26 protein-coding genes are annotated in these 25,536 nt (G+C 72.7%); 10 read left to right on the top strand and 16 right to left on the bottom strand.

Annotated elements, in window-relative coordinates:
- Positions 1 to 6 precede the first annotated feature (6 nt).
- Positions 7 to 468 (top strand): hypothetical protein, encoded by a 462-nt coding sequence (locus C4U03_RS26240; RefSeq protein ID WP_235018142.1) that lies wholly within the window; start codon positions 7 to 9, stop codon positions 466 to 468.
- Here C4U03_RS26240 and C4U03_RS40625 read toward each other — a convergent pair.
- Positions 452 to 592, bottom strand: a complete 141-nt coding sequence (locus C4U03_RS40625; RefSeq protein WP_160147108.1) for a hypothetical protein — start codon at positions 590 to 592, stop codon at positions 452 to 454. The two genes, C4U03_RS26240 and C4U03_RS40625, sit on opposite strands and share 17 nt — an antisense overlap.
- 502 nt (positions 593 to 1,094) lie before the next feature.
- On the opposite strand from C4U03_RS40625, the gene C4U03_RS26235 reads away from it, so the two are divergent.
- Complete coding sequence (locus tag C4U03_RS26235; RefSeq protein ID WP_146087532.1) at positions 1,095 to 1,928, top strand: ferredoxin reductase domain-containing protein; 834 nt, start codon at positions 1,095 to 1,097, stop codon at positions 1,926 to 1,928.
- Between the two features lie 183 nt (positions 1,929 to 2,111).
- On the opposite strand, the gene C4U03_RS42030 is transcribed toward C4U03_RS26235, so the two are convergent.
- The 9 genes from C4U03_RS42030 to C4U03_RS26190 form a co-directional block, all read right to left on the bottom strand.
- Complete coding sequence (locus C4U03_RS42030; protein WP_235018141.1) at positions 2,112 to 2,261, bottom strand: hypothetical protein; 150 nt, start codon at positions 2,259 to 2,261, stop codon at positions 2,112 to 2,114.
- Between the two features lie 479 nt (positions 2,262 to 2,740).
- On the bottom strand, positions 2,741 to 3,484 hold the full coding sequence (locus C4U03_RS26225) for a bestrophin-like domain (protein ID WP_235018139.1): 744 nt from the start codon (positions 3,482 to 3,484) through the stop codon (positions 2,741 to 2,743).
- 499 nt (positions 3,485 to 3,983) lie between these two features.
- Positions 3,984 to 4,409, bottom strand: a complete 426-nt coding sequence (locus tag C4U03_RS26220; RefSeq protein ID WP_103941117.1) for an OsmC family protein — start codon at positions 4,407 to 4,409, stop codon at positions 3,984 to 3,986.
- A 103-nt stretch (positions 4,410 to 4,512) separates the two neighbouring features.
- Complete coding sequence (locus tag C4U03_RS26215) at positions 4,513 to 5,400, bottom strand: phosphorothioated DNA-binding restriction endonuclease (RefSeq protein WP_103941115.1); 888 nt, start codon at positions 5,398 to 5,400, stop codon at positions 4,513 to 4,515.
- 28 nt (positions 5,401 to 5,428) lie between these two features.
- Positions 5,429 to 6,886, bottom strand: coding sequence for a benzaldehyde dehydrogenase (locus tag C4U03_RS26210; protein ID WP_103941113.1), 1,458 nt, complete (start codon positions 6,884 to 6,886; stop codon positions 5,429 to 5,431).
- Between the two features lie 319 nt (positions 6,887 to 7,205).
- Positions 7,206 to 8,117, bottom strand: coding sequence for a helix-turn-helix domain-containing protein (locus tag C4U03_RS26205; protein ID WP_103941111.1), 912 nt, complete (start codon positions 8,115 to 8,117; stop codon positions 7,206 to 7,208).
- Between the two features lie 159 nt (positions 8,118 to 8,276).
- Positions 8,277 to 9,848: a class I adenylate-forming enzyme family protein gene (locus tag C4U03_RS26200; RefSeq protein ID WP_103941109.1), complete on the bottom strand. Its 1,572-nt coding sequence runs from the start codon at positions 9,846 to 9,848 to the stop codon at positions 8,277 to 8,279.
- 87 nt (positions 9,849 to 9,935) lie between these two features.
- The gene (locus C4U03_RS26195) at positions 9,936 to 10,739 is read right to left on the bottom strand and encodes an SAM-dependent methyltransferase (RefSeq protein WP_235018137.1); all 804 of its coding nucleotides are present in this window, start codon (positions 10,737 to 10,739) and stop codon (positions 9,936 to 9,938) included.
- A gap of 193 nt (positions 10,740 to 10,932) precedes the next feature.
- On the bottom strand, positions 10,933 to 11,865 hold the full coding sequence (locus C4U03_RS26190; RefSeq protein WP_103941107.1) for an aldo/keto reductase: 933 nt from the start codon (positions 11,863 to 11,865) through the stop codon (positions 10,933 to 10,935).
- A 216-nt stretch (positions 11,866 to 12,081) separates the two neighbouring features.
- Between C4U03_RS26190 and C4U03_RS26185 the strand changes: the two genes are divergently transcribed.
- Together C4U03_RS26185 and C4U03_RS26180 are read left to right on the top strand one after the other, a co-directional pair.
- Positions 12,082 to 13,365: a citrate synthase gene (locus C4U03_RS26185; RefSeq protein WP_103941105.1), complete on the top strand. Its 1,284-nt coding sequence runs from the start codon at positions 12,082 to 12,084 to the stop codon at positions 13,363 to 13,365.
- Positions 13,366 to 13,503: 138 nt separating this feature from the next.
- Positions 13,504 to 13,761, top strand: coding sequence for a hypothetical protein (locus C4U03_RS26180; RefSeq protein WP_146087531.1), 258 nt, complete (start codon positions 13,504 to 13,506; stop codon positions 13,759 to 13,761).
- A gap of 16 nt (positions 13,762 to 13,777) precedes the next feature.
- Here the strand turns inward: C4U03_RS26180 and C4U03_RS26175 are convergent, their stop codons facing one another.
- Positions 13,778 to 14,596, bottom strand: a complete 819-nt coding sequence (locus C4U03_RS26175; RefSeq protein ID WP_103941101.1) for an SAM-dependent methyltransferase — start codon at positions 14,594 to 14,596, stop codon at positions 13,778 to 13,780.
- A 196-nt stretch (positions 14,597 to 14,792) separates the two neighbouring features.
- Between C4U03_RS26175 and C4U03_RS26170 the strand changes: the two genes are divergently transcribed.
- From C4U03_RS26170 to C4U03_RS26160, 3 genes are all read left to right on the top strand, one after another.
- Positions 14,793 to 15,473, top strand: coding sequence for a DedA family protein (locus C4U03_RS26170; protein WP_103941099.1), 681 nt, complete (start codon positions 14,793 to 14,795; stop codon positions 15,471 to 15,473).
- 94 nt (positions 15,474 to 15,567) lie between these two features.
- A complete protein-coding gene (locus C4U03_RS26165; protein WP_103941097.1) occupies positions 15,568 to 16,722 on the top strand; it encodes a sensor histidine kinase in 1,155 nt (384 codons plus the stop codon).
- On the top strand, positions 16,713 to 17,357 hold the full coding sequence (locus tag C4U03_RS26160) for a response regulator (RefSeq protein ID WP_200827477.1): 645 nt from the start codon (positions 16,713 to 16,715) through the stop codon (positions 17,355 to 17,357). Before C4U03_RS26165 ends, C4U03_RS26160 begins: the two co-directional genes overlap by 10 nt.
- Here the strand turns inward: C4U03_RS26160 and C4U03_RS26155 are convergent.
- Complete coding sequence (locus C4U03_RS26155) at positions 17,342 to 18,490, bottom strand: FAD-binding protein (RefSeq protein WP_160147107.1); 1,149 nt, start codon at positions 18,488 to 18,490, stop codon at positions 17,342 to 17,344. The genes C4U03_RS26160 and C4U03_RS26155 overlap by 16 nt on opposite strands.
- 213 nt (positions 18,491 to 18,703) lie before the next feature.
- On the opposite strand from C4U03_RS26155, the gene C4U03_RS26150 reads away from it, so the two are divergent.
- Complete coding sequence (locus tag C4U03_RS26150) at positions 18,704 to 20,116, top strand: alpha,alpha-trehalose-phosphate synthase (UDP-forming) (protein WP_103941093.1); 1,413 nt, start codon at positions 18,704 to 18,706, stop codon at positions 20,114 to 20,116.
- 222 nt (positions 20,117 to 20,338) lie between these two features.
- Here the strand turns inward: C4U03_RS26150 and C4U03_RS26145 are convergent, their stop codons facing one another.
- Positions 20,339 to 20,899: an ATP-binding protein gene (locus tag C4U03_RS26145; protein WP_103941091.1), complete on the bottom strand. Its 561-nt coding sequence runs from the start codon at positions 20,897 to 20,899 to the stop codon at positions 20,339 to 20,341.
- A 144-nt stretch (positions 20,900 to 21,043) separates the two neighbouring features.
- On the opposite strand from C4U03_RS26145, the gene C4U03_RS26140 reads away from it, so the two are divergent.
- Positions 21,044 to 21,274 (top strand): DUF397 domain-containing protein, encoded by a 231-nt coding sequence (locus C4U03_RS26140; protein ID WP_103941089.1) that lies wholly within the window; start codon positions 21,044 to 21,046, stop codon positions 21,272 to 21,274.
- Positions 21,275 to 21,499: 225 nt separating this feature from the next.
- Positions 21,500 to 22,387 carry a helix-turn-helix domain-containing protein gene (locus tag C4U03_RS26135; protein WP_103941087.1) on the top strand — a complete coding sequence of 296 codons (888 nt, stop codon included), beginning with the start codon at positions 21,500 to 21,502 and terminating at the stop codon, positions 22,385 to 22,387.
- A gap of 3 nt (positions 22,388 to 22,390) precedes the next feature.
- Here C4U03_RS26135 and mtnA read toward each other — a convergent pair whose 3' ends face one another.
- From mtnA to C4U03_RS26120, 3 genes are all read right to left on the bottom strand, one after another.
- Entirely contained in the window at positions 22,391 to 23,434 is a 1,044-nt protein-coding gene (gene mtnA, locus C4U03_RS26130; protein WP_103941085.1) for an S-methyl-5-thioribose-1-phosphate isomerase, read from the bottom strand.
- A gap of 80 nt (positions 23,435 to 23,514) precedes the next feature.
- Entirely contained in the window at positions 23,515 to 25,044 is a 1,530-nt protein-coding gene (locus C4U03_RS26125) for a DHA2 family efflux MFS transporter permease subunit (RefSeq protein ID WP_103941083.1), read from the bottom strand.
- The gene (locus C4U03_RS26120; protein ID WP_160147106.1) at positions 25,041 to 25,514 is read right to left on the bottom strand and encodes a MarR family winged helix-turn-helix transcriptional regulator; all 474 of its coding nucleotides are present in this window, start codon (positions 25,512 to 25,514) and stop codon (positions 25,041 to 25,043) included. Before C4U03_RS26120 ends, C4U03_RS26125 begins: the two co-directional genes overlap by 4 nt.
- Positions 25,515 to 25,536: the final 22 nt, after the last annotated feature.

Raw genomic sequence — 25,536 nt, 5'->3', positions numbered from 1 at the left:
GCGTGGGTGCTGGACGAGCGGCGGATGGCGTTCCCGCCGACGGCCCGGGCCGAGGTGGACCGGCTCGCCGAAGGCGACACCCTGCTGGTGTACGCCACGCGTGGGGCGTTCGGGAACCCGACGCGGGATCGGGGACGGGTGATCGCCCGGGCGGTCGTGGCCTCGCCGGTCGTCGCGCTGGACGAGCCCGTGGTGTTCGGGGAGCGCTCGTTCCCGCGCGGCTGCGAGCTGCGGATCGAGGCGCTGGCCCCGTGGGGGAGCGGGGTGGAGCTGCAGCCTCTGGTGGAGCGGCTGGAGGCGTTCCCCGACGCCCGGTCCTGGAGCGTACGGCTGCGGCGCCCGTTGCTGCGGCTGCCCGCCGGAGACGCGGAGCTGCTGACGCGGGCACTGGAGCCCCTGGCGGGCGACCCTGCCGAACACCTGGATGGATACCGGGCCAGAGCCCGGCGAATCAGCGGCCGAGGCTGAGACCAACAGCGCGGATCCGCACCAAGCTCCCGACGCCGAGGTTCCGGCCCCTGATCCCGGTGTCCATGAAGTCGATGCCGCCGTCCGGTCTGGCCAGCCCGCCCAGGTCTCCACGGTCCGGCACGTCCGTAAGTCTCTGACTACTCCGTAAGTCTCTGACTACGCGGCGACCAAAGCGATGCCGGCCATGCCCCTGACACCACCCCCGCAACGCGGGGCGAAAGGACCGGCAGCCGGCTTGAGCGAACGGCCGTTGCGCCTTGCCGGCATCAGGTTCACCGAGGCGCAGGCGACCTGGGTCGTCTCACTCGATCTGATGCGGCCCAGGCCATGGCCTCGGACTCGCACCACCTTCGTTGAAACAGGGCATGGCGGACCGGTACCGGCGGCTGCCGTCCCGGTGGTGGCATGCCCGGCGATCATCTGGCGCGGGCCGGCCTCTATGGTGGAAACGAGGTTTTCGTTCGGGTGGTCGCATGGTCCCGGCGGCAGTTGGGAACGATCTTGGAGGTTCCCGGCGGCCGGGACGGCCGGTCCCGGACCGGGCCGGTCCGGGACCATGGCCCCTGGCCGGGGAGGAGCGGCCCGGGGCAGGATGATCGGTGACTCCACGGGAGGATCGAGGCATGCCGGATGACGAACGGGCATCGGGAATGAGGGCCCGGCCGTATCGGGTGCTGGCCCGGTACCCTCTCACCGCCGGCATGGTGTCGCTCGTCCTCACGCCGCTGGAGGCGGACGCGCCCGTCCCGCGGGCGCTGCCGGGACAGTACTGGGTGCTGCAGACCGAGGCGGGAGTGCGGGTTGCGGCCGTCACCGGAGGCGCCTCCTGCGACCTGGAGGTAACCACGCTGCGGGTGCCCTGCGGAGGCCCCCTGGGAGAGCCTGGCACGGTACTGGCGGTGCACGGCCCGTTCGGCACCGGATGGGACCTGGCGGCCGCGGCCGGGCGGACACTGCTGCTCGTCGCCTGGGAGGCGGGGCTGGCCGCGCTGCGGCCGGTGCTGGACCAGGTGCTGTCGGGCACGGCCCGCTACACCGGGACAAAGTTGTGGGCGGGCGGCCGCACGCCCGAATCCCTTCCGCTGCACTCTGACGCTGATCTGTGGGTGGCGCGGGGAATGGACGTCACCATCGCCGCCGGGTCGGGCCTGTCCATGGCCGGCGTCGTCCAGGACTTGCCGTCCCTGCCGCCCGATACGGTGGCGATGCTGGCCGGGCCGATGCCGATGATGATGGAGGCCGCTCACGCGCTGGCTGGACACGGGCTCGCGGCGCACCGGATCCAACTGTCGGCCCACTCGCTCATCCGTTGCACGGACGCGGTTTGCGGAGGTTGCCGGGTCGGCCCCCGGGCCACCGGTTCGGGTGACCTGGCGTTGCTCGCCTGCCGGAACGGCCCGGTGTTCGGCTATGACGAGCTGACCGCACGGCCGCCCCGGAACCGATTCCCCCGCTGACACGCCCCCGCCCAGGCCCGTTCGGCATAGGCCCTCTGCTTCGGTTCGTTCGGCGTAGGTCCTTCACTTCGGTCCGCTCAACGCACGGCTACGCCCTGGCCCGTTCGGCGTATGTGTCCGGCCTGCTCCGGCTCGGCCCCGGCTTGCCGGACGGGACGGGCCGGAGCAGGCCGGACGCGGGGCTTACCGGCTGAAGGCCAGGACGGTGCCGCAGGCGATGGCGACGGCCAGCACCACGATCACCAGGACCGTGCCCATCGGGTTGCGCCGCCGCTCCGGGACCGTCGGACGCTGCACCTGCTGGAGGCGCACCGTCGGAGAAGGACTCGGCACCACCGAGGGCTCCGGCACGACGGGCCGGGGGAGGACCGGCCGTATGTTGGCCGCCCGCGGTCGGTCCGGCGGTATCGCCGACCTGGTGGGCGACGGTGACCGCGTGGGCGGGGGAGTCGTCGGCTCGGGCGACTGCGGTGGGGACGGTTTCGGTGGAGACGGTTTCGGCGGGGACGGCTTTGGCGGGGACGGTGAGGGCTTCGGAGGAGGCGGTGGCTCCGGTGGAGTCGGCGAGGGCTTCGGCGGGCACGGTTTTGAGGGCTTTGGGGGCTTCGGTGGCTTCGGCTTCGGCGGGTGGTCGCAGGACGCGTCGCCGATCCTGATCCGGATCTTCACGAGGAGGTCGAGGCGGAGGCAGATGCCCGGACCCGCCACCGCGGCCGGCCGGGACGTCTCGGCGGCGGCCGGGACGACGGGCAGGGCGGCGGCCAGGACGAGCAGAGCGGCGGCCAGGACGGCCGAGGACAGGGCGCGCACGCTCAGCCGCCCGCCGAGATGCGCCGCAACTCCGGCAGCACGCCGGTGAACGCGTCCGGCTGGACCGCCAGGGCGCCGGAGAAGACCTGGGAGATGTCGAAGACCAGGTAGATCCCGATCGCCAGTAGGGCGCTCATCAACGTCAGCGGCACGAGCGTCATGCCGCGCGGCCGGGCGCCGGACAGGAACGGCAGGAACACGACCACCAGACCGGTCAGCACCGTGATGACCAGCAGGCCGGGGGGCGGTGCGGTGGCCGCGTCCATCGCGCGCTGGCGGCGGGCGGCGGAGATCTCCCGGATGTGGTCGAGCACCGCCGTCCGATGCTCCCGGGCCTCGTCCTCCTCGGCCCGCAGGGCGGTGACCTCGCGCCGCATCCGCTCGAGCCGGGCCCATCCCTCGCCGCTGAGCCGGCCGTCGGCCATCAGATCCCACTCCTGGCCGCGCACCAGTTCGACATAGTCGCGCAGGCCCATCTGGGTCCGTTCGCGGACGGGGGAGGGGAGCAGGGCGGCCGACCAGTACGCCTCCGCGACGGCCTGGCTCTCGGCGTAGGTGTTCTGGCGGGCCGCGTCGATCGTCGTCCAGGGCACGACGATCGCGATGGCGAAGGCCAGCAGGAACAGTGCGGACACCATGGACCCGGTGTGCCCCACGGTGGGGCCGTCCGGATCCGGGTCGGGAGTGCCCCGCACCAGCCGGCTCGCGAGGAGCACCACCCCGACCGCGGACACCGCAGCGAGCACGTAGACAACCATCGGCCGACCCCCGTCAACGAGTCATGGATCCCGACAGGCGATTACGGGAGGTGACCATAGCAACGCTTTACGTCGATCATCGGGGGTTGGTGGGGTTGTGCATGACTTTTGTGGCTTGCGGGACAGGGCTCCGTTGCCGTCATGCGGCATCGCGCCGTACGGGCTCGCCACTGTCCTGTGGTCGCAGGTGCAGGGCAATGCAACCCAGGAGTTACGTCTCGTGCCGCTGTGATTCCCCACGGTAGCCGAGCGATCCCCGGACGTTCCCGAGAACGGTGGCGGAGCCGGGAGCAAGGACGCGGTCCATGAGCGCTGCGGAGCGGATCATGGCGGAGGCACGCGCGGAGCCGGCGGGGTAGAGGCGCACGCGGTCGGGGCGGCCCGGATGCCTGTGCGTGGACCCGCCCCGGCGGGTGGCCGGGGCGGGTCGGGTGTTCGGGCCGGACGTTCAGCCCAGTCGCTCAGCCCAGTCGCTCAGCCCAGTCGCTCAGACCAGCGAGGCGTCGAGGGTGATGGTGGTGCCGGCCAGGGCCTTGCTGACGGGGCAGTTGGCCTTGGCGGTCTCGGCGGCCTGCTGGAAGTCCTCGGCGGACAGGCCCGGGACCTTGGCGCGGACGGTGAGGTGGATGCCGGTGATGCCCTCGCCCGGCTGGAAGGTGACGTCGGCCTTGGTGTCGACGGTCTCCGGCGGGGTGCCCGCCCCGGCCAGGCCGTGCGAGAGGGCCATGGAGAAGCAGGTGGAGTGGGCGGCGGCGATGAGCTCCTCGGGGCTGGTCCGGCCCTCCGGCTTCTCGGCGCGCGAGGGCCAGTTGACGTCGAACGTGCCCAGGCCTGAGGAGTCCAGGGACACCGTGCCCTGCCCGCCCATCAGCGGCCCCTCCCAGTGGGCGTTGGCGGTCCGGGTCGTTGCCATGTGATCAGATCCTTCCGGAAGTTCGCGTTGCAGAAAGTCGTCCCACGGGGACGGTCCCCCCATTCAATACGGATCTTCGGCCGCGAGTGGGGGAGGGATGCCCTCAAGCGGCCGGGGCGCGGAAGACCTGGGCGGTGTGCCAGGTGATGTGGTCGGGCCGGACCCGGGGGCCCGAGCGGGGTGCGCGGGCGGGACGGCCGGACAGGTCCAGCACCAGGAGCGAGGCGACCGGGGCGCGGGCACTGAAGCGGCCGGAGACGGTGATCGTCCGGTCGGGGGTCAGGCCCAGCACGCCGCGGTCCAGCAGGCGGTGGTGCAGCGCGCACAGGCACAGGCCGTTGTCGGGGTCGTCCGGCCCGTCGTAGGAGCGCCACCGCACGTGCGCGGCGTCCAGCCCGACCGGCACCTCGGCCAGCAGCCCGTCGTAGTCGCAGAACGCGCAGCGGTACCCATAGGCGTCCAGGACCCGCTCCCGGAACGCCGGGTCGCGCGGCGGCAGTCGGCTCTCCACGGCGGCGGGCAGTTCGGCGCCCGCCAGGTCCAGGCCGGTCTCCAGGCAGATGTCGGCGTGCAGGGTGGGCGCGAAGTTGGCGTCCAGTAGCGCCCGCGCCAGCCGCCCGAGCAGGCCCGGGTCGGCGTCCAGCGCCGCCGCCAGCTCGGGGTGCAGCCGGCCGCGGGCGTGCGCCGACCGCAGCAGGCCGACACGAGGTCCGGGGCTGCCGGGACCGTCGTCGGTGTCGACCTGCCACAGCCGGTCGTCGCTGGTCAGATAGTGGAACGGATAGGCCATGGTGGAGCGGGCATGGCGCGGCGGGCCGAACTCGCGCAGCAGCCGGTTCAGCGGTTCCTCGGCCGCCGAGTACGGGATGGACCCGGCGCCCTCACGCTGGTAGCGGCCCAGCGCGTACAGCAGCAGCAACGGTTTGTGGGGTGCGCGCTCCCCGTGGTGCGACCACTGCCGGATCGCCAGTACCCGTTCCACCCAGTCCACATCGACAGCCTGCCAGAGACGTCCGGTATCAGAAGGGATACGGGGCGATCTCCGGGCGCATCGTGACCCACTGGGTCTCGGTGAAGGCCTCGATGTTGGCCTCCGGGCCGCCGATCCGGGAGCCGGTGCCCGAGGCGCCGGTGCCTCCGAACGGGATGTTGGGCTCGTCGTTGACGGTCTGGTCGTTGATGTGCACCAGCCCGGTCGGCACCGCGTCGGCGATCCGCATGGCGGCGCCGACGTCGCCGAGGATGCCCAGCGACAGCCCGTACTCGCTGTCGCGGGCCAGCGCGATCGCCTCCTCGACGGTGGAGAACGGCACGACCGGGGCGACCGGGCCGAACACCTCCTGCGCGTAGGCGGGCATGGACGGCGTGACGTCGGCCAGCACGGTCGGCCGGTAGAACAGCCCCTCGTGAGTGCCGCCGGCGGCCAGCCGGGCGCCCGCCGCGACGGTGTCGGTGACCAGCCCGTGCACGCGTTCCAGCTGGCGCTCGTCGATGATCGGGCCGAGCGCGACCTGCTCGGTGGCCGGGTCGCCGACCGGCAGGTGCCCGGCCTTGTCGGCCAGCGCGGCCACGTACTCTTCGTGCAGGCTCTCGTGCACCAGGTGCCGCCCGGACGTCATGCAGATCTGGCCCTGGTGCAGGAACGCGCCCCAGGCGCCGGCCGAGGCGGCCTTGGCCAGGTCGGCGCCCGGCAGCACGATCAGCGCGTTGTTGCCGCCCAGCTCCAGGTGGGCCCGCTTGAGCAGCCGGCCGCACTCCTCGCCGATATTGCGCCCGGCGGCGGTGGAGCCGGTGAACGACACGATCCGCACCTCCGGCGCGGCGACCACGGCCTGGCCGGCCTCCAGGTCGCCCGGCAGGACGTGCAGCAGCCCCTCGGGCAGGCCCGCCTCCTCGAAGATCCGGGCCAGCGCCACGCCGCCGCACACCGCCGTACGGGGGTCGGGCTTGAGCAGCACCGCGTTGCCCAGCGCCAGCGCGGGCGCCACCGACCGGATCGACAGGATCAGCGGGAAGTTGAACGGGGAGATCACGCCGACCACCCCGGCCGGGCGGCGCCGCGCCAGGCTCCAGCGGGGCAGCCCAGAGGCCAGCACCTGGCCCTGCGGCAGCGAGGGCAGGGCGGCGGCCTCGTGGCACTCGCCGGCGGCGATCTGCGCCTCCAACTCGGCCTTGGGACGGATCGAACCGGCTTCGCGGACGATCCAGCCGGCGATCTCGTCGGCGTGCTCCTCGAACAGCAGCCCGGCCCGGCGCAGCACCGCGGCCCGTTCCGGGTGGGGGCGCGCGGCCCAGTCCCGCTGGGCTTGCGCGGCGGTGGCCGCGGCCTTGGCGACGTCCTCGGCACTGGCCCGGCCGAGGCTGCCGAGGGTGCCGCCGGTGGCGGGCTCGGTGACGTCGAACACGCCCGCAGAGCCGGCGCTCCAGCGCCCGTCGAAGATCTTTCCGGTCCAGCGGGCGGGATCGAGAAGCGTCATTGCCTGATTCCTCGGGGTGATAGGGGATTTTTCCGGATGATGGGGCATTGGCGCCCTCTCATGGTGTCCGGGCTTCCGCTCAGTGGAAGACCGGCTTCCCAAATCGGGAGACGAGCCCCCTCCGGGACGACCGGAACGATCCACCGGACGGCCCGTGGAGCTTCACGGGGAGGACCGCCGGGATCGTCGAGAGGCCACCGACGTGCGCCAGAGGCTCCCGAGCGCGTCGCGGAACGGCCGGACGCGTCGACAGGCCGCTGGGATGCGCTGGGAGGACCGCCGGGGCGGGTGCGGGTGGCCGGGGGGCGGGCGGTGGGGATCAGGAGGTGGCGAGGATCTCGTGGAGCAGCCGGACGGTGTCCTGGGGCTGGCCGGCGGTCACGCAGAGGCTGTTGATGGCGCGCAGGTACGCCTCGACGTCGCTGGGCTTGTCGAGGTAGAGGGCGCTGGTCAAGTGCTCCAGGTAGACCACGTCCGACAGCGCCGGCTCGGCGAAGCGCAGGATCGTGAACGGGCCGCCGGCCGCCCCGTTGCCGGTCGCGGTCAGCGGCACCACCTGCAGGGTGATGTTGGGCAGCGCGGACAACTCGATCAGGTGTCGGATCTGCTCGCGCATCACCTGCGGGGTGCCGACCGTACGGCGCAGCGCGGTCTCGTCGAGCACCGCCCACACCGCCGGGGCGTCCGGGCCCATCAGCCGCTGCTGCCGGGTCATCCGCAGGCTCACCCGGCGCTCGATCTCCTCCTCGTCGGCCTCCGGGTGGCCGAGCGCCACGACGGCGCGGGCGTACTCCTCGGTCTGCAGCAGGCCGGGCACGAAGTGCACCTCGTAGACCCGGATGAGCGAGGCGGCCTCCTCCAGCCCCAGATAGGCCTCGAACCAGCTCGGCAGCACGTCGCCGTAACGGTGCCACCAGCCGGGCGAGTTGGCCTGCCGGGCCAGTGACAGGATCGACTCGCGGTCCCCGTCGTCGGTCACCCCGTACAGGGTGAGCAGGTCGGCCACGTCCCGCTGCTTGAAGCCGACCCGGCCGTTCTCCAGCCGGCTGATCTTGGAGTGCGAGCCGCGGATGGCGTAGCCGGCGTCCTCGGCCGAGATGCCCGCCCGCTCGCGCAGCTCGCGCAGGTGGCCGCCGAGCAGCAGGCGCAGCACGGTCGGACCGCCGCGGCGGGGATAGGAGACGACCCGCGCCGGTGGTGCGGGGTCGTCCGCGGGAGCGGTCGCGGACATCAGCGCTTCCTCGTGCAAGGGACTACCAGCCAATCGAGGGGCCCGTCCCCGTTCGAGCGAACGAGGACACCCCAGCAGCCTAATGAATCACCGCAAAGCTCGCATAGCGCGTGAGTCTCGATCCCCTCCGCGCCCCGCCCGGTGGCGGGCCGGGTGCGGCTACTGGCCGGCCTCCCGCAGATGGTGCTCCTTGAGCTCGGCCTTGTGGATCTTGCCGACCGGAGTCAGCGGGACCTCGTCGGTGATCACGAACTGACGCGGCACCTTGTAGTCGGCCAGCCGCTCCCGGCAGTAGCCGGTCAGCTCCTCGGGGGTGGGCGGCTCACCGCCGGGGCGCGGCACGACGTAGAACCGGCCGACCTCGCCGAGCACCGGGTCGGGCACCCCGATCCCGGCGGCCATCGCCACCTTCGGATGGGCGGCCAGCACGTTCTCGATCTCCACCGGATAGACGTTGAAGCCGCCCTGGATGTACATCTCCTTCTTGCGGCCGCGCAGCACCAGATGCCCATCCGGCTCCCGCTCCACCATGTCGCCGGTGGCCAGCCAGCCACCGTCCAGGAAGACCGCGGCGGTCTCCTGCGGCATGTCCCAGTAGCCGGCCGCCACGCAGCCGCCGCGGATCTGCAGCTCGCCCGGCTCGCCCGGCGGCAGCGCCGTCCCGTCCGGCCCCACGACCCGGGCCTCGAAGTCGCCGATCATCACGCCCAGCGTGCGGGCGACCGTCTCGGCGTCGTCGTCCGGCCGCGACAGCACGCACGCCCCCGACGACTCCGACAGCCCGTACAGCCCGAACAACCGGGCACCGGGGAAGCCCCGCCGGATCGCCGCGGCCAGCGCGGGCTCCACGTTCGACCCGCCCGCCGTGCAGATCCGCACCGACGAGGTGTCGTGCTCGGCGAAGTCGTCGCGGCCCAGCATCAGCACGTACATCGTCGGCACCGCGCCCAGGACCGTCACCCGGTGCCGCTCGATGGCGCGCAGCGCCCCGTCCGGGCTGAACGCCGGCAGCAGCGCCACCGCCGCGCCCGTCACCAGCGCCGCCATGACGGTGCAGGTGATCCCGCCGACGTGGTTGAACGGCAGGTGCCCCAGCAGCACGTCGGTCTCGTCCATCGCGCAGTGCGCGGCCTGCGCCGACGCCGAGGCCAGGATGCTCCCGTGGGTGATCACCGCGCCCTTGGGGCGGCCGGTCGTCCCGGAGGTGTACAGGATCAGCAGCGGGTCGTCCGGAGCGACCGCCTCGCGTGCCGCGGCCAGCGCCGCCGGGTCGGCCGGCCCCTCGGCCAGCTCATCGAAGGTGGTGCCGCCCGTCGAGGGCTTACCGAAGAACACCAGGTCGGTCACGCCCGGTACCTGCGGGCCGAAGCCCTCGAAGAACGCCGCGAAGTCGAAACCGGCGGCCTCGGCCGAGCAGATCACCATGCGGGCACCGCTCTGGCCCAGCATGTACGCCAGCTCCCGCTCGCGGTAGCGCACGTTCAGCGTGACGACCACCGCGCCGATCCGCGCCGCGCCGAAGAAGGCCGCCAGCCACTGCGAGGTGTTCAGCCCCAGCAGCCCGATCCGGTCGCCGTGCCGCACCCCCCGGGCCAGCAGCCCCGCCGCGACCCGGTCGGCCAGCGCGTCGAACTCGGCGAACGTGACGGCCCGCGCGTCCTCGTACAGGAACACCCGGTCATGCCGCGCGGCCTCCGCCAGCGCCGCCCCCACGGTCGGTCCCCGTCCCATGCCACCCTCCTCGGCCTCCATTGCCCGTGCCCCTCAAAGATCACCGAAGTCGGGGCCGCTGCCAACACCCGGAGGATGACGAAATGATCAATGCTTGCGGGCGACCCCGGCGTAGAACCAGGTGCGCACCGCCTCCTCCCGGCTCACCGGCCGGTCCGGGCGCCACAGCGGGGCCCACACCAGCCCGGGCTCCAGCAGCTCGAAGTCGCCGAACATCCCGGTGACCTGCTCGGCGGTACGCGGCGTGCCGGGCGCGTTGGTCCGCTTGTAGACCTCGACCACCCGGGCGACCAGCTCGGGCATCCCGTCGGCGGAGGCGTGGGTGAGCGCCAGGAAGCTGCCCGGCGCCAGCTCCTCGCGCAGCTCGGCCATGATCGCGGGCGGGTCGTCGGAGTCCGGGACGAAGTGCAGGGTCGCCACCAGCAGCACCGCCACCGGCTTGGCGAAGTCCAGCAGCCGCCGGGTCTCGGGATGGTCCAGGATCTCCCGGGGCCGCCGCAGGTCGGCCCGCACGATCGTGGTGGTGTCCGAGTCGGCCAACAGCGCCCGCCCGTGCGCCACCACCTGCCCGTCGTTGTCGACGTACACCACCCGGGCGCCGGGGTTCACCGAGTGCGCGATCTGGTGCACGTTCTGCTGGGTGGGCAGGCCGGTGCCGATGTCGAGGAACTGGTCGATGCCCTGCTCGGCCAGGTACCGCACCGCGCGCCCGAGGAAGGCCCGGTTCTCCCTGATCACCGTCAGCAGGGTGGGGTCGGCGGCGATCGCCGCCGTCGCCTGCGCGCGGTCGGCCTCGTAGTTGTCCTTGCCGCCCAGGTAGTAGTCGTACATCCGGGCGATGTTCGGCACGGTGGGGTCGAACCCGCCCGGTCCGGATCGCTCGCTCGCCACGGTGTCCCCTATCTCAGCCGTCTCATCCGGCCGCCCACGTGACGATCATCGTATTACGTCCGGCGTCGATCAGTGTTGATTTACTTGTCGGACATGTGCCCGCAGCATGGGGCCGATACGGGACGCTCACCGGTGACCGGCCCTGACGTGGCGGCACGACACTCCCCGTGTCCGGCCGAACGCCCGGCCGGGGTCAGGCCCAGGGGAGCGCGGCGCGCTCGGCCCAGTAGCGGGCGGGCGGGACGGCGGCCCCGGCCAGCGCGGCCAGCTCCGCCTCGCCGAGCGTGATCCGGGTGGCGGCCAGGTTGGCGTGCAGCTGGGGCTCGCTCACCGCGCCGATCAGCACGGTGTCCGCCCAGGGACGGCTCAGCGCGGCGGCCAGGGCCACGGCGTCCGGCCCCACACCGCGGATCTCGGCGAGCGCCACCAGCTCCTCGGGCGGGTCCACCGCCAGGCGGCCGTTGGCGAGGGTCTCCTTGACCAGGACGTGCAGGCCCTGCTCGTGGGCCTCGCGCAGGGCCTGCTCGGCGGAGGTCTCCAGCACGTTCCAGGTCGACTGGACGGCGGAGAACAGGGGCCGCCCCTCCACCTCCAGGCCCAGGGCGCGCCCTATGGTCTCGGCCTGGCGCGGGCCGGAGGTGGAAAAGCCCAGGCGCAGCCCGTCCGCCGCCGCTTGCGCCAGCTCCGCCAGCAGCGGGCCGTCCCGAAACAGCGGGCTGTCGTCGGTCAGCGAGTGCACCTGGTACAGCGACAGCCGGTCGCCCAGCAGGGCCCGGGACTCGGCGAGCTGAGTGCGGAACCGCTCGGCCGAGTGCTCCTTGACCTCGTGCCGCGGGGCGTCCATCCGCCAGCCGCCGACGTAGGCGTACCCCCACTTGCTGGAGACGGTGACGTCGTCGTGCCCGTCCAGCCAGCCCGCCAGGAACTCCTCGGCGAGGCCGTAGGAGCGGGCGGTGTCGACCCAGCGGATCCCGGCGGCGTACGCCGCGTCCAGCACCCGGCGGGTGGCGGCCCGCATCGCCGCGACGCCGCGCTCGTCCGGCAGCTCGTCGGCCCGCCCCACGTTGATGTACGCCGGACGGCCCAGCGCCGCCAGTCCCAGCCCCAGACGGCTCATGGCGCTCATGGCACCAGCGTAGGCACATGCGCTTCCATAATGTGGGGCGACCGGGGGTCTGGTGACCGTTTCAGTGGTCCTCGGACAGGGGTCGCCTTACGGTCCCCGGTCAAGGTGTCGCTAAGGTCCCCAATGGGGAGGATCTCGCCACACCAAGCGGCGACCGATCCTCACGTGCCGGTGACCCCGGCCGAACGTGAATGCGCGTGAAACGGAGGAGGGCGTATGTCCGACATCGAGCTCGACCACCCCGGCGGGCGGATGTCCCTTGAGGTGACGACCGCGACCGAGGGGCCGGGCGGCCTGCAGATCGGCAGTCTCCTCAAGGAGACCGGGTACGTCACCCTGGACCCGGGATTCGTCAACACGGCCTCCACCACCTCGGCGATCACCTACATCGACGGCGACGCGGGAATCCTGCGCTACCGCGGCTACCCGATCGAGGAGCTGGCGGAGAAATCGTCCTTCCTGGAGGTGGCCTACCTGCTGATCTACGGTGAGCTGCCGTCGGCCGACCAGCTCGCCGACTTCACCGAGAAGATCAGCAACCACACGATGCTGCACGAGGACTTCAAGAACTTCTTCGCCGGGTTCCCCCGCGACGCGCACCCGATGGCGGTGCTGTCCTCGGCCGTCAGCGCGCTGTCCACCTTCTACCAGGACAGCCTGGACCCGTTCGACCCCGAGCAGGTCGACATCTCCAGCATCCGGCTGATCTCCAAGCTGCCCACGATCGCCGCCTACGCCTACAAGACCTCCATCGGCCAGCCGCTGCTGTACCCGGACAACTCGCTGTCCTACGTGGAGAACTTCCTGCGCATGTCCTTCGGCGTGCCGACCACCCCCTACGAGGTGGACCCGGAGGTCGTCAAGGTCCTGGACATGCTGTTCGTGCTGCACGCCGACCACGAGCAGAACTGCTCCACCTCCACGGTCCGGCTGGTGGGCTCCAGCCACGCCAACCTGTTCTCGTCCATCTCGGCGGCGGTCAACGCGCTGTGGGGGCCGCTGCACGGCGGCGCCAACCAGGCCGTGCTGGAGATGCTGGAGGCCATCCACGCCGAGGGCGGCGACGTGGACTCCTTCGTGCGGCGGGTCAAGGCCAAGGAGCCGGGCCTGAAACTCATGGGCTTCGGCCACCGCGTCTACCGCAACTACGACCCGCGCGCCGCCGTGGTCAAGAAGGCCACCACCAAGGTGCTGGACCGGCTCGGCAAGCCCGACCCGCTGCTGGACATCGCCATGCGGCTGGAGGAGGTCGCGCTCGCCGACGACTACTTCGTCGAGCGCAAGCTCTACCCGAACGTCGACTTCTACACCGGCGTCATCTACAAGGCCCTCGGCTTCCCCACCAACGCGTTCACCGTGCTGTTCGCGCTGGGCCGGCTGCCCGGCTGGATCGCCCAGTGGCGGGAGATGATGAGCGACCCCACCACCAAGATCGGCCGCCCGCGCCAGGTGTACCTGGGCCCGGGCGAGCGCCACTACGTACCCATCGACGGGCGCTAGGCGCGCCGCCGCACACGCTCCGCCCTCCAGGCCTGGAAGGGCGGAGCGTGGCGTTTGTACTGGATGCCCCGGTGATGTTGGGGGCCGCGTAACCGCGGTGACATCCCGCCGACATCGCCGCGTGCGGAAATGGGCGGCATGCGCACCGAAACGCTCGCCGACGGCCAGGACGTCCTCGCCGGTTTCCTCGGCGCACGTGCCTGCGGCCGTGCCCAGGGGGCGACCACCTACCTCGCCGAGCGGGCGGGGATGCCGTACCTGCTCGTCGTCGCCGCCCCGGAGATCGGCGGCACGGTCACCGTCATCGCGTTCGAGGACGAGGCCGAGCGCGCCCGCCACCTGGCCGGGCACGACCGCGAGCCGGCCCCCGCCGGCCCGTCCCCGGCCCGCGTCTAGGCGCGTCCGGACGCTGCTAGGCGTCCTTGCGGGCCATCGCGGCGACCATCTGCGAGTGCAGCGGGTGCTCCAGCGGCCCCGCCGGGCCGTTGGGCCGCCACTCGGTCACGTTCACCACGCCCGGCTCCAGCAGGGTCAGGCCGTCCAGGAAGCCCTCGATCTGCTCGCGGCGGCGGAAGTAGGAGCCGCCCAGCCCCGACTGCAGGATCTTCTTGGCCTCCTCCACGCGGGGGTCGTCGCCGGAGTCGTGCAGATGGGTCAGCGCGAAGTGGCTGCCGGGCGCCACGAAGTCGTGCAGTCGGCGGACCACCGCCCGCGGGTCCCGCTCGTCGGGCACATGGTGGATGATCGCCGCCAGGATGATCCCCACCGGGCGGCTCAGGTCGATCAGGCCGGTCAGCGCCGGGTCGGTGAAGATCTTCTCCGGCTCGTACAGGTCGCCCTGGATGACCGTGGCCACCCCGTTCTCGGTGAGCAGCGCCCGGCCGTGCGCCAGCACGATCGGGTCGTTGTCGACGTACACCACGTGCACGCCCGGGTTGACGTCCTTGGCGGACTCGTGCACGTTGCTGGCGGTGGGCAGCCCGGAGCCGATGTCGATGAACTGGTCGATGCCCACCTCGCCCGCCAGGTAGCGCACGGCCCGGTCGATGGCGATGCGGTTGCCGCGCGCGACGACCGGGGCCTCGGGCACCAGTTCCATCACCATGTCGGCCACCTGGCGGTCGGCGGCGTAGTTGTCCTTGCCGCCGAGGAAGTAGTCGTACACACGGGCGAAGCTGGGCTGGCTCACGTCGATGCCTGCGGGCGCGTGCTCCTGCTCGTCTGCGGTCACGGGGGCGGGACTCCTTAGCGCGGTGGAGGGGGGACTCCCCGAGATTAGGCAAACCGGAGCGGCGGGATCGGCCGATTGCTCTGAATGTCGCCGGAAAACTGTGGTTTTCCGCAGGGTCGGGGCTGTGGTGGGCGGCCGGGAAGGTCGGCGGTCGGCTCCATGGTGGGCCCGCCGTGCTGTTCCTAGCGTCGAGAGCATGATCGGATACGCGAATGACGAGGTCGTGACCGGTGGGGTGGCAGGATGGGCCACCGACCTGATGGAGCGGCTGGGCGCACCGGGCGCGGGCCTGGCCATCGCGCTGGAGAACCTGTTCCCGCCGCTGCCCAGCGAGGTGATCCTGCCGCTGGCCGGGTTCACCGCCAGCCAGGGGCAGATGGGGCTACTGGCGGCGATCGTGTGGACCACGCTCGGCTCGGTGGTCGGCGCGCTGGCGCTGTACGGGATCGGGGCGCTCATCGGCCGTGACCGGGTCCGCGCCCTGGTGGCCCGGCTCCCGCTGGTCAAGCTGTCGGACCTGGACCGCACCGAGGAGTGGTTCGCGCGGCACGGCACCAAGGCGGTGTTCCTGGGCCGGATGGTCCCGATCTTCCGCAGTCTGGTCTCGGTCCCGGCGGGCGTCGAGCGGATGCCGGTGCCCACGTTCGTGGTGCTGACCACGCTCGGCAGCCTCATCTGGAACCTCCTGTTCGTGCTGGCGGGTTATGCATTGGGGGAGAACTGGCACATCGTGGAGGGTTATGTGAGCACCTACTCCAAGGGGGTGCTGGCCGTGGCGGCGCTGGCGGTGCTCGCCTTCGTGGCCGTACGGCTGACCGGGGGACGCCGCCGCGTCTCCGAGCGTTCCGGTGTCTCCGAGCGTTCTGGTCGGATGTGACGATGCGGACGTCTGTGACGGGCCGGCCGAGGACGCAGCCGCGGGGGCCGGTGGAGGCCGCCTTCCCCTTGCCGGTGGCCGGGACGCGCCGCGCATGAGGGTCACGGCGATCGTGCTGCGGGCGCTGATCGGGCTGGTGCTGGGCGCCGTCACCGCCGTGGTGGAGGCGGTGTTCCTGGTGCTGGCCGCCCTGGGGTTCGCGTACTCGTTCGTCTCTTCTCGGGGTGAACGGGCGGTGCCCCGGATGGTCGGCACGGTCGCCGGGTGGCTCGCCGAGGTCGAACGCAAACGGCTGGAGATCTTCTTGCGCGTCGACGGTGTTCCCGGGGGGTACCCGCCGCTGCGGGCGCTGGCGTACCTGGTGCTGCGCGTCCCGGTCGGACTGCTGGGCGGTGCCGTCCTGCTCCTGCTGGTCTACGGCCTGGCGCTGGCGGCCCTCCTGCTGTACTGGTGGACGACCGGCACCTATCCCCCCGACTACGGGCCCAACGCCGAGCGGCTGCTGGCGGCCGCCGGGGTCGGGGGCGTGCTGCTGTTCCTGGACCTGCAGGGCCTGGTCGGGATCGCCGCCCTGGAGCGGCGGCTGGTGCGCAGCTGCCTGGCCCCCAGCTCCCGCCAGGCGTACGAGCAGCGGATCGCCCAGTTGTCGACCAGCCGGGCCGAGGTCGTCGACGCGATCGACGACGAGCGCCGCCGGATCGAACGGGACCTGCACGACGGGGTGCAGCAGCGGCTGGTCGGGCTGTCGATGCTGATCGGCCGTGCCCGCCGGGCCCGCGACCCCGACCGGGCCGCCGACCTGGTCCGGCAGGCGCACGAGGAGGCGCAGCGGGCGCTGGAGGACCTGCGGGAGGTGTCCTGGCGGGTCTACCCGGCCGCGCTGGACGCCGACGGGCTGCGCGCCGCGCTGGAGACCGTGGCCGAACGGTCCGCGGTCCCGGTGACCATCGACTACACCGCCGGGCGCCGGCCGCCCGGACGGGTGGAGACCGCCGCCTACTTCGTGGTCTGCGAGGCCGTCACCAACGCCGCCAAGCACGCCCGCGCCGAGCGGGTGACCGTCCAGGTGAGTCAGGAGGGCATCATGCTGCGGGTGCGTATCGAGGACGACGGGATCGGCGGGGCCGACCCCACTGGTGGCGGGCTGGCCGGCCTGACCCGCCGGGTGGCGGCCCTGGACGGCCGGCTGGGCGTCGACAGCCCGCTCGGCGGGCCCACCGTGATCACCGCGGAGCTGCCGTGCGGGTGATGCTGGCCGAGGACTCCACGCTGCTGCGCGAGGGGCTGGTCCGGCTGCTGGCCGAGGAGGGCCACGAGGTGGTCGCCGCGGTCGGCGACGCCGACGCGCTGCTGGCGGCGGTGGCCGCCGACCCTCCGGACGTGGTGGTCGCCGACGTGCGGATGCCGCCGACCCACACCGACGAGGGGGTGCGCGCCGCCCTGGAGATCCGGCGCCGCTGGCCGGGCGTGGCGGTGCTGGTGCTGTCGCAGTACGTCGAGCAGCGCTACGCCACCGACCTCATCACCGGGGAGGGCGGCGGCGTCGGCTACCTGCTCAAGGACCGGGTGGGCCAGATCGACGAGTTCCTGGACGCGCTGGACCGCGTCGCCGCCGGGGGCGCCGCCTTCGACCCTGAGGTGGTCCGCCGACTGCTGGCCCGCAGCACCCGCACCGACCCGCTCAGCCGCCTCACGCCGCGCGAACGCGACGTGCTGGGGCTGATGGCCCAGGGCCACACCAACGCCTCCATCGCCGCCCACCTGCACGTCTCGCAGAGCGCGGTGGAAAAGCACGTCAACCAGATCTTCGACAAGCTCGATCTGACCGGCACCACCGGCTTCAGCCGCCGCGTCCTGGCGGTCCTGCGCTACCTGGACTCCTGATCCGCTCCCTCAGGAGGCGGCGTCCGCACGGGCCGGTGGGGGTCCGGCGGGGCGGCGTCGATGGGGTAGCGGGTGCCGCCGACCCGGCGTGCGCGTTCGTGCAGGCGGCGGTTGGCCGCGACCATGGCGTCCGGGGAGGCCGCGCCCGGTGAGGCGGTGCGCAGCAGCGCGAACATCACCGGGTCCGCGGGCACGCGCAGCGCCGGGACGTCCCGTACGGTCAGCGGGCTGATCAGGACCACTCCGCTGAGTCCCAGGCCGGTGGGGCCGGTCTCGGCGAGGGTGGTCTCGATGACCTCGGCGGCGCGGCGGGCGGGCAGGAACACGATGCCCCACGGGTGCGGGCGCGCCCACTCACCGAGCCGGATCAGCTCCTCGACGTCCGGGCGCATCCGGTCGGCGAACTCGGCGTACGGCAGTTCCTCCTCCTCGAAGGCGCCGTCGATGCGCCGGCCCGGGTCGTGGCACACCGCCGTCAGCTCGTACCGGAGGCCGAGACCGAGCTTGGCCTGGCCGGAGATGTGGTCGGCCGGGATCCGCCGCTGCGCGTCCAGCAGCGCGCCGGCCGTCGCGTACAGCAGCTTGAACGAGCGGACGCGCTCGGGCGCCGGGACCAGCCGCAGCACCGCCCGGGTGATCACCCCGTGCCGTCCGAGCCCGGCGCGCACCGCGTCGAACAGCGCCCGGTTCTCCTCCGGGGAGCAGGTCACCACCTCGCCCGCCGGTGTGGCGACCTCCAGGGCCAGCACCTGGTCGGCCTGCACTCCGTACCGGTGCGAGGTGCCGCCGACACCGCCCGCCGCCAGCGTCCCGCCCACGGTCACGTCCAGGTAGTCGGTGAGCACCGGGGGAGTGCGGCCCCGCGGCAGCGTCGCGTCCAGGACCTCCCGCCAGGTCGCCCCGGCGTCCACCACCACCCGGTCGGGCCGCACCTCGTGGACGGTGCGCAGCCCCCGCATGTCGAGCAGCACACCGTCGGCGACCTGCGCCTGCCCGTAGGTGGAGTGGCCGTACCCGCGCGGCACCACGGGAACCCGCGCCGCCCGCAGCACCGCCGCCACCTCTCCGGCCGTGGCCGGGCGGACGGTCTGCCGAGGAATGAGGCGGACGATTCCCCCGAAATCGCCAATCATGGAATATATCTCCTCGCTCCCGGATGATGGGGGCATGGGCGGTGCGCAACGCCGGAAGGCCCCGGCCGAGTATGCCCGGCGGCACCGGCCCCGGACGGTGCGCCGGAACCCGTGCCTCGACGGGCGTGGCCGGAGTGACCGAGCACATTCCGTCATCGAGGTTCAATCCTCTGTTTCCGGGCATCTGATCATGGAAATCGTCAAGGAGGACAGGTGTCGGACCGCAGTGAGTTCGTGGTGGTGGCCAACCGGCTGCCGGTGGACCGGGTGGTCGCCGAGGACGGGGCGGCGTCCTGGCGGCGCAGCCCCGGTGGTCTGGTGACCGCGATCGCGCCGGTGATGCGGTCCCGTGAGGGCGCGTGGATCGGCTGGTCGGGCGCCCCTGACGAGGAGTTGGAGCCGTTCGTCGAGGACGGCATGAACTTGGTGCCGGTGCCGCTGTCGGCCCTCGACGTCGAGCGCTACTACGAGGGGTTCTCCAACGCCACGCTGTGGCCGCTCTACCACGACGTGATCGCCCCGCCGGTCTACGAGCGCAAGCTCTGGGAGGCCTATGTGCGGGTCAACGAGCGGTTCGCCGAGGCCGCCGCCCAGGTCGCGGCCGAGGGCGCCGTGGTGTGGGTGCAGGACTACCAGCTCCAGTTGGTGCCGGCCATGCTCCGCAAGCTGCGGCCGGACCTGCGGATCGGATTCTTCCTGCACATCCCGTTCCCGCCGCTGGAACTGTTCTGGCAGCTTCCCTGGCGGCGGCAGATCATCGAGGGGCTGCTGGGCGCCGACCTGGTGGGCTTCCAGCGGCCCGGCGCCGCGGCCAACTTCCTGCGGCTGGTGCGCCGGCTGCTGGACGGGCGCACCAGCGGGCAGCTGGCCTTCGTGGGCGACCGCGTGGTGCGGGCCGCCGCCTTCCCCATCTCGGTGGACGTGCAGGAGCTGGAGGCGCTGGTCAACGACCCGGCGGTGCGGCGGCGCTCGGAGGAGATCCGCGCCGACCTCGGCGGGGCCAAGGTCCTGCTCGGGGTGGACCGGCTCGACTACACCAAGGGCATCACCCAGCGCTTGCAGGCGTTCGGGGAGCTGTTCCGCGACGGCGAGCTCAAGCCGGGCGAGGCGGCGTTCGTGCAGATCGCCACCCCCAGCCGGGAACGGGTCGAGCAGTACCGGCTGCTGCGCGACACGATCGAGCAGCAGGTCGGCCGGACCAACGGGGAGTACTCCGAGCTCGGCGTGCCGGTGATCAACTACATGCACACCTCCTACACCCGCGACGAGCTGGCGGCGCTGTTCCTGGCGGCGGACGTGATGGTGGTGACGCCGCTGCGGGACGGCATGAACCTGGTCGCCAAGGAGTATGTGGCGTGCCGGGCCGACCACCGCGGCTCCCTGGTGCTCAGCGAGTTCGCCGGCGCGGCCGACGAGCTCAAGCGGGCCTACCTGGTCAACCCCTACGACATCAACGGGCTCAAGAGCACCCTGCTGGAGGCGCTGCGCGCCGAGCCCGCCGAGCAGGCCCGCCGGATGCGCCCGATGCGCAGGCGGGTGATCGAGCACGACGTGGACCGCTGGGCCCGCGAGTTCCTCAGTGCTCTGGAGGAGCCCCAGCACCCCGACCCGCCCTCCGCCCGCTGACCCGCGCCTGCCGGGCCGACGCGCCCGGTGGGGCGTCCGTGCCCCGGAGGCGGTCCGTGCCGGGACCGGGCGGTCGGCGTCCGGGGCGGGGCGACCGTCGGGTCGCCCCGCCGTGTCCCGGAGATCCGGCGTTGCCTGGAAGGTGCGGCGTTCCCGTGGAACGGGCCGGGCCCGTCATGGGACGTGCTCGGGGGCGCTGGACCCGATCCCGGAGGAACGGGGTCAGCGGCCCGGACGGCGCCGCAGGTCGAAGGCCGCCCAGACGGCCTTGCCGCCGCTGGTCAGCGGGGCCCAGCCCCAGGCGCTGCTGAGGGCCTGCACGACCAGCAGGCCCCGGCCCCGCTCGCTGAACTCGCTGATCCGGTCGGCGCCGGGCTCGGCGGCCTGGGGGATGTGGTCGCTGGGGTCGGTGACGACCACCACCAGCCGGCGCGGGTGGCCGAACAGCGCCAGCTGCACCGGGCACAGCTGGGCGGCCGGCGGTAGCCCGTCCAGCCCGTAGCGGACCGCGTTGGTGACCAGCTCGGAGACCACCATGGTGACGTCGTCGGACGGGTCGTAGAGCTCCCAGTCGCCGAGGGTGCGCGCGGTGAACTCGCGTGCGGCCCTGGGCGAGCCGGCCTCGGTGCGGAGCACGAGCCGCGCCGTGCGCGGGCTGCCCGCGGGCGGTATCGGCCAGTGGCCGGGCGGCCGGGGGGACTGGTCCAGCGCCGACAGCCACCAGTGCCGCCGTCCTTCCCGGGCCGGCATGTCGGTGGCGTCGTCTGCCTGGTCAAGGATCATCGCGAAAAACCCCAGGGGCTGTCGGTGGCCTGTGTTCGCTATCTTGCTCCCGATGTTGTGCAGGTGCAAGCGCGTCTGCAAGAACGGATGCACGTGCATTCAGTACAGTAGGCCTCGGGTGGGGCTCTGTCCAAGGGGGCGAGTATGTACAACGTCAGAGTGTCGGTTTCCGGTGAGCAGGGGCTGGTCTGGCAGAAGAGCCGACGGAGCAACCCGAGCGGCAACTGTGTGGAAATGGCCCAGCTTCCAACCGGGGAGATCGCTGTCCGAAACTCCCGGTACCCCCAGGGACCGGTGCTCGTCTACACCAGAGAGGAGATCGAGGCCTTCGTGGGAGGCGCCAAGGACGGCGACTTCGACCATCTGATCGCCTGACCCCTCGCCGGGCGCGTCACCTCGACTCCCCGTTCGCCGCAGGTCGCGCGCCCGGCGGCTCCCCCCGGCGGCACGCCGTGCGCCCGTGCCGCCCGGCGCCCCTCCGCGCCCCGGTGTTTCGGCCCGCCGGCCTGCGGGCCGCCGCCCTCCCGGCCGCCCGCCAAGGCTGTGCCCCCGGGCGTTCCGGTGGGATACTTTCCGCTCCAGGCCCACCGGGAGTGACAGATGACCATTGCCCAGCCGCACCGCCGATCCGCCGGGCGGCAGCAGAGCGGACCGACCGCCCTGCGCATCGTGCTCGGCGGCCGGTTGCGCCGGCTCCGTGAGGAGGCGGGGCTGTCGCGCGCCGAGGCCGGCGCGCTGATCCGTGGTTCGGAGTCGAAGATCAGCTGGCTGGAGCTGGGCAAGGTCGGCTTCAAGCCGCGCGACGTCGGCGACCTGCTGGACGCCTACCGGGTCACCGGCGACCTGCGCGAGACGCTGCTGTCGCTGGCCGCCCAGGCCAACCGGCCCGGCTGGTGGCACCAGTACTCCGACGTGCTGCCACAGTGGTTCGAGACCTACCTCGGGCTGGAGCAGGACGCCACCCGGATCCGCGAGTACGAGGTGCAGTTCGTGCCCGGGCTGCTGCAGACCGAGGACTACGCCCGCGCGGTCGCCCGGCTCGGCCACCCGGCCGCCGGCGCCGACGAGATCGAGCGGCGCGTGGAGCTGCGGATGCGGCGCCAGCGCCTGCTCACCGGCCCGGCGTCGCCCCGGCTGTGGGCGGTGGTGGACGAGGCGGCGCTGTCCCGCCCGGTCGGCGGGCGCGCGGTGATGCGCGAGCAGCTGCGGCACCTGATCGACATGTGCGCCATGCCCGGGGTCATCCTGCAGGTGGTGCCGTTCGAGTCCGGCGGGCACGCAGCGGCGGGCGGCGCGTTCAGCATCCTGCGGTTCGCCGAGAGCGAGCTGCCCGACGTGGTCTACCTGGAGCAGCTCACCAGCGCCCTGTACGTCGACAAGCCCGCCGACGTGGAGCGCTACCTGGCGGTGATGGAACGCCTGTGCCTGGACGCCGAGCCGCCGTCGCGGACGGCGGACGTCATCGCCGGCATCCTCGACCGGATGTGACCCTCAGGCTCCGCCGGGCACCGGCACCCGGCCCCGGGCGGGCTCCAGCACACCCGTCTCGGTGACCAGCGCGCTGATCAGCCGGGCCGGGGTCACGTCGAAGGCGGGATTGAAGCCCTCCGAGCCCGCCGGCGCGGTCCGGGCGCCCTCCCAGGCCAGCACCTCCCGGCCGTCGCGCAGCTCGATGGGGATGTCCTCCCCGGTCGCGGTGCCCGGGTCGATCGTGCTCCACGGGGCCGCCACCACGAACGGGATGCCGGCGTCCGCGCAGGCCAGCGCGACCCCCACCGAGCCGATCTTGTTGGCCGTATCGCCGTTGGCGGCGATCCGGTCGGCGCCGATGACCGCCACGTCCACCAGGCCCCGCAGGATCGTGCTCGCGGCGGCGCCGTCGGCCAGCACGCGGTGCGGGATGCCGTCGTGCGCCAGTTCCCAGGCGGTCAGCCGGGAGCCCTGCAGCAGCGGCCTGGTCTCGTCGGCGTACACCATCTCCAGCAGGCCCCGGGCGTGCAGCTCGCGGATCACGCCCAGGGCGGTGCCCCAGCCCGCGGTGGCCAGCGAGCCGGTGTTGCAGTGCGTCAGCACGCGCAGCGGCCGCCGGGACACCCGCCGCGCGATCCAGTCCGCGCCATGGGCGCCCATGGCGCGGTTGGCCGCCACGTCCTCGCGCAGCACCCGCCCGGCCTCGGCGGTGACCGCCGCGAGCCCGTCGCCGATGAGTGGGCGGACGCGGTCAACCCCGCCGGCCAGGTTGACTGCCGTCGGCCGGGCCGTGCGGATCCGGTCCACGGCCGCCTCCAGGGCGGCGCGGTCCCAGCCCTCCCGCTCGGCCTGCAGCATCGCCACGGCGACCCCGTAGGCGCCGGTGACGCCCAGCGCCGGGGCGCCCCGCACCACCAGCCGCCGGATGGCGTCCACCAGGACGTCCACGTCGCGGACCTCCAGATGCTCCAGCCGGGCGGGCAGCACGGTCTGGTCGATCAGCCGCAGCGCGTCGCCGGTCCAGGTCACGGCCTGCAGTTCGGCCACGTTCGGCTCCTCGTCCATGCGGATATATGTCCATGCGGATATATATGCGGATGCGGCCGGCGGTGGGCCGCCGGCCGCATGGCGTCACCGATACCGGGTCAGTGCATCGGCATCGGGGCCGGCACCTGCGCCGGGTCCGGCTTGCGGCGCGGCAGGAACAGCGCCGGAATGTAGGCCAGCACCAGCAGCCCCAGCGACCACCAGAAGGTGGCGGCGAACGAGTCGGCCATCAGCGGCAGCAGCTTGGCCATCGCCTCCGGCGGCACCTCCTGGGTGACCCCGCCCAGACCGCCCCCGCCGGGCAGCCGGTCGTTCATCTCGGTGGTCAGCACCACCGAGATCGCGGCGGTGCCGATGGAGCCGGCCACCTGCTGGATGATGTTCAGCGCCGTGCTGGCCCGCGGGATCTCGTCGTGGCCGAGGGTCTGCATGGCCGCCGACATCGTCGGCATCATGGTCAGGCCCATGCCGAGGCCCAGCACGAAGAACGCCCCGCCCAGCATCCAGTAGGAGGTGTCGGCCTCCACCTGGGTCAGGCCGAACATGCCGACCAGGATGATCGGGATACCGACCATCACCACCCGGCCCGGGCCGATCCGGTCGGTGAGCTGGCCGCCGATCGGCATGGTGACCATCGCGCCGACGCCCTGCGGGATCAGCAGCAGGCCGGTGGCCAGCGCGCTCTCACCCCGCACCACCTGGAAGTACAGCGGCAGCAGCAGCATCGCGCCGAAGAAGGCGATACCGAAGAACGCCATGGTCAGCGAGGCGGTGGCCACCGAGCGGCGCCGGAACAGCCGCAGGTCGATCAGCGGGTTGTCGGCCCTGAGCGCGCGCACCACGAACGCGGCCACCAGCACGGCGCCCACCCCGGTGGTGATCAGCACCGTGGCCGAGGAGAAGGAGCCCTTCTCCGCGCCGGTGGCCAGGCCGTAGATCAGCGACGCCAGACCCGGGGACAGGAACACCAGCCCCGGCAGGTCCAGCCGCTCGGCCGGCTGCGGGGTGTCACGGTCCAGGATCCGCCAGGCCAGGAACAGCGCGATCGCGCCGATCGGGACGTTGATGTAGAAGATCCAGCGCCAGGACACGTCGTCGACCAGCCAGCCGCCCAGGATCGGGCCGGTGATCGGGCCGAGCAGCATCGGGATGCCGACCACGCTCATCACCTGGCCGACCCGCTGCGGCCCGGCCTTCTGGGTGAGGATGGTCATTCCGGCCGGCATGATCATGCCGCCGCCCAGACCCTGCAGCACCCGGAAGGCGATCAGCGACTCGGCCGACCAGGCCGCCCCGGCCAGCGCCGAGCCGAGCACGAACAGCGTCAGCGAGACCATGTACAGCCGCTTGGTACCGAACCGGGCGCAGGCCCAGCCGGTCACCGGGATCACGGTGGCCAGCGCCAGCGTGTACCCGGTGGCGATCCACTGGATCTGCGACAGCGGCGCGGAGAACTCATGGGTCAGCTCCGGGATGGCGATGTTGACCACGGTCACGTCGAGGATCGACATGATCGCGCCCAGCACCACCACCGCGGCGGTGGCCCACACCGCGCGGTCTAGCCGGTCGGGGCCGGGCTCGCCGCCGCCGGGCGGCGCGGCCGCCTCGGGAGGAGCGGAAGACTTCAACAGTGGGGTCCAATCGTCAAGGCCCGCACCTGCGGGCGCGCCAGGATCGGGGCCAGCGCGTTCACCAGCCCCGTGCGCTCCTCCTCGGTCAGTGACTCGGCGAACCGCCGCAGATCGTCACGGCGTGCCGCGCACAGCCGGCCGACCAGGTCCCGCCCCGCGGCGGTGGCCGAGATTCGTTTGACCCGCCGGTCGACGGCGTCGGAGTGCCGTTCGGCCAGGCCGTGGCGGACCAGCGCGTCGGCGGCGCGGCCGGCCGCGGCCATCGACAGGCCCAGCTCGGCCGCCAGCTCGTGCACGGCCGGCGGGCTCGCCGCACGGTCCAGCAGGAACAGCGCTCGTACCTGCGAGGGCGACAGGTCCAGTTCCATCAGGTCGCGGAAGATGTCGCCCTCGGCGGTGCGCATCAGGTACCCGAGCAGGGTCCCCAGACCGTCGGCGAGCCGGTCCACCGAGGAGGAAGGTTGCACGCACGCAAACATATCCCGCGCG

The sequence above is a fragment of the Thermomonospora echinospora genome (assembly GCF_900108175.1).
GTDB classification, from domain to species: domain Bacteria; phylum Actinomycetota; class Actinomycetes; order Streptosporangiales; family Streptosporangiaceae; genus Thermomonospora; species Thermomonospora echinospora.
This window is presented reverse-complemented; position numbering and strand designations above follow the sequence as displayed.

What these genes read in the sequence shown, in the direction of transcription:
- C4U03_RS26180 (WP_146087531.1), top strand. Translation starts at nt 13,504, where the DNA reads ATGCGCACCGAAACGCTCGCCGACGGCCAGGACGTCCTCGCCGGTTTC.
- C4U03_RS26220 (WP_103941117.1), bottom strand. Translation starts at nt 4,409, where the DNA reads ATGGCAACGACCCGGACCGCCAACGCCCACTGGGAGGGGCCGCTGATG.
- C4U03_RS26145 (WP_103941091.1), bottom strand. Translation starts at nt 20,899, where the DNA reads ATGATCCTTGACCAGGCAGACGACGCCACCGACATGCCGGCCCGGGAA.
- C4U03_RS26165 (WP_103941097.1), top strand. Translation starts at nt 15,568, where the DNA reads ATGAGGGTCACGGCGATCGTGCTGCGGGCGCTGATCGGGCTGGTGCTG.
- C4U03_RS26155 (WP_160147107.1), bottom strand. Translation starts at nt 18,490, where the DNA reads ATGATTGGCGATTTCGGGGGAATCGTCCGCCTCATTCCTCGGCAGACC.
- C4U03_RS26205 (WP_103941111.1), bottom strand. Translation starts at nt 8,117, where the DNA reads ATGTCCGCGACCGCTCCCGCGGACGACCCCGCACCACCGGCGCGGGTC.
- C4U03_RS26170 (WP_103941099.1), top strand. Translation starts at nt 14,793, where the DNA reads ATGATCGGATACGCGAATGACGAGGTCGTGACCGGTGGGGTGGCAGGA.
- mtnA (WP_103941085.1), bottom strand. Translation starts at nt 23,434, where the DNA reads ATGGACGAGGAGCCGAACGTGGCCGAACTGCAGGCCGTGACCTGGACC.
- C4U03_RS26140 (WP_103941089.1), top strand. Translation starts at nt 21,044, where the DNA reads ATGTACAACGTCAGAGTGTCGGTTTCCGGTGAGCAGGGGCTGGTCTGG.
- C4U03_RS26135 (WP_103941087.1), top strand. Translation starts at nt 21,500, where the DNA reads ATGACCATTGCCCAGCCGCACCGCCGATCCGCCGGGCGGCAGCAGAGC.
- C4U03_RS26235 (WP_146087532.1), top strand. Translation starts at nt 1,095, where the DNA reads ATGCCGGATGACGAACGGGCATCGGGAATGAGGGCCCGGCCGTATCGG.
- C4U03_RS26200 (WP_103941109.1), bottom strand. Translation starts at nt 9,848, where the DNA reads ATGGGACGGGGACCGACCGTGGGGGCGGCGCTGGCGGAGGCCGCGCGG.
- C4U03_RS26185 (WP_103941105.1), top strand. Translation starts at nt 12,082, where the DNA reads ATGTCCGACATCGAGCTCGACCACCCCGGCGGGCGGATGTCCCTTGAG.
- C4U03_RS26190 (WP_103941107.1), bottom strand. Translation starts at nt 11,865, where the DNA reads ATGAGCGCCATGAGCCGTCTGGGGCTGGGACTGGCGGCGCTGGGCCGT.
- C4U03_RS26210 (WP_103941113.1), bottom strand. Translation starts at nt 6,886, where the DNA reads ATGACGCTTCTCGATCCCGCCCGCTGGACCGGAAAGATCTTCGACGGG.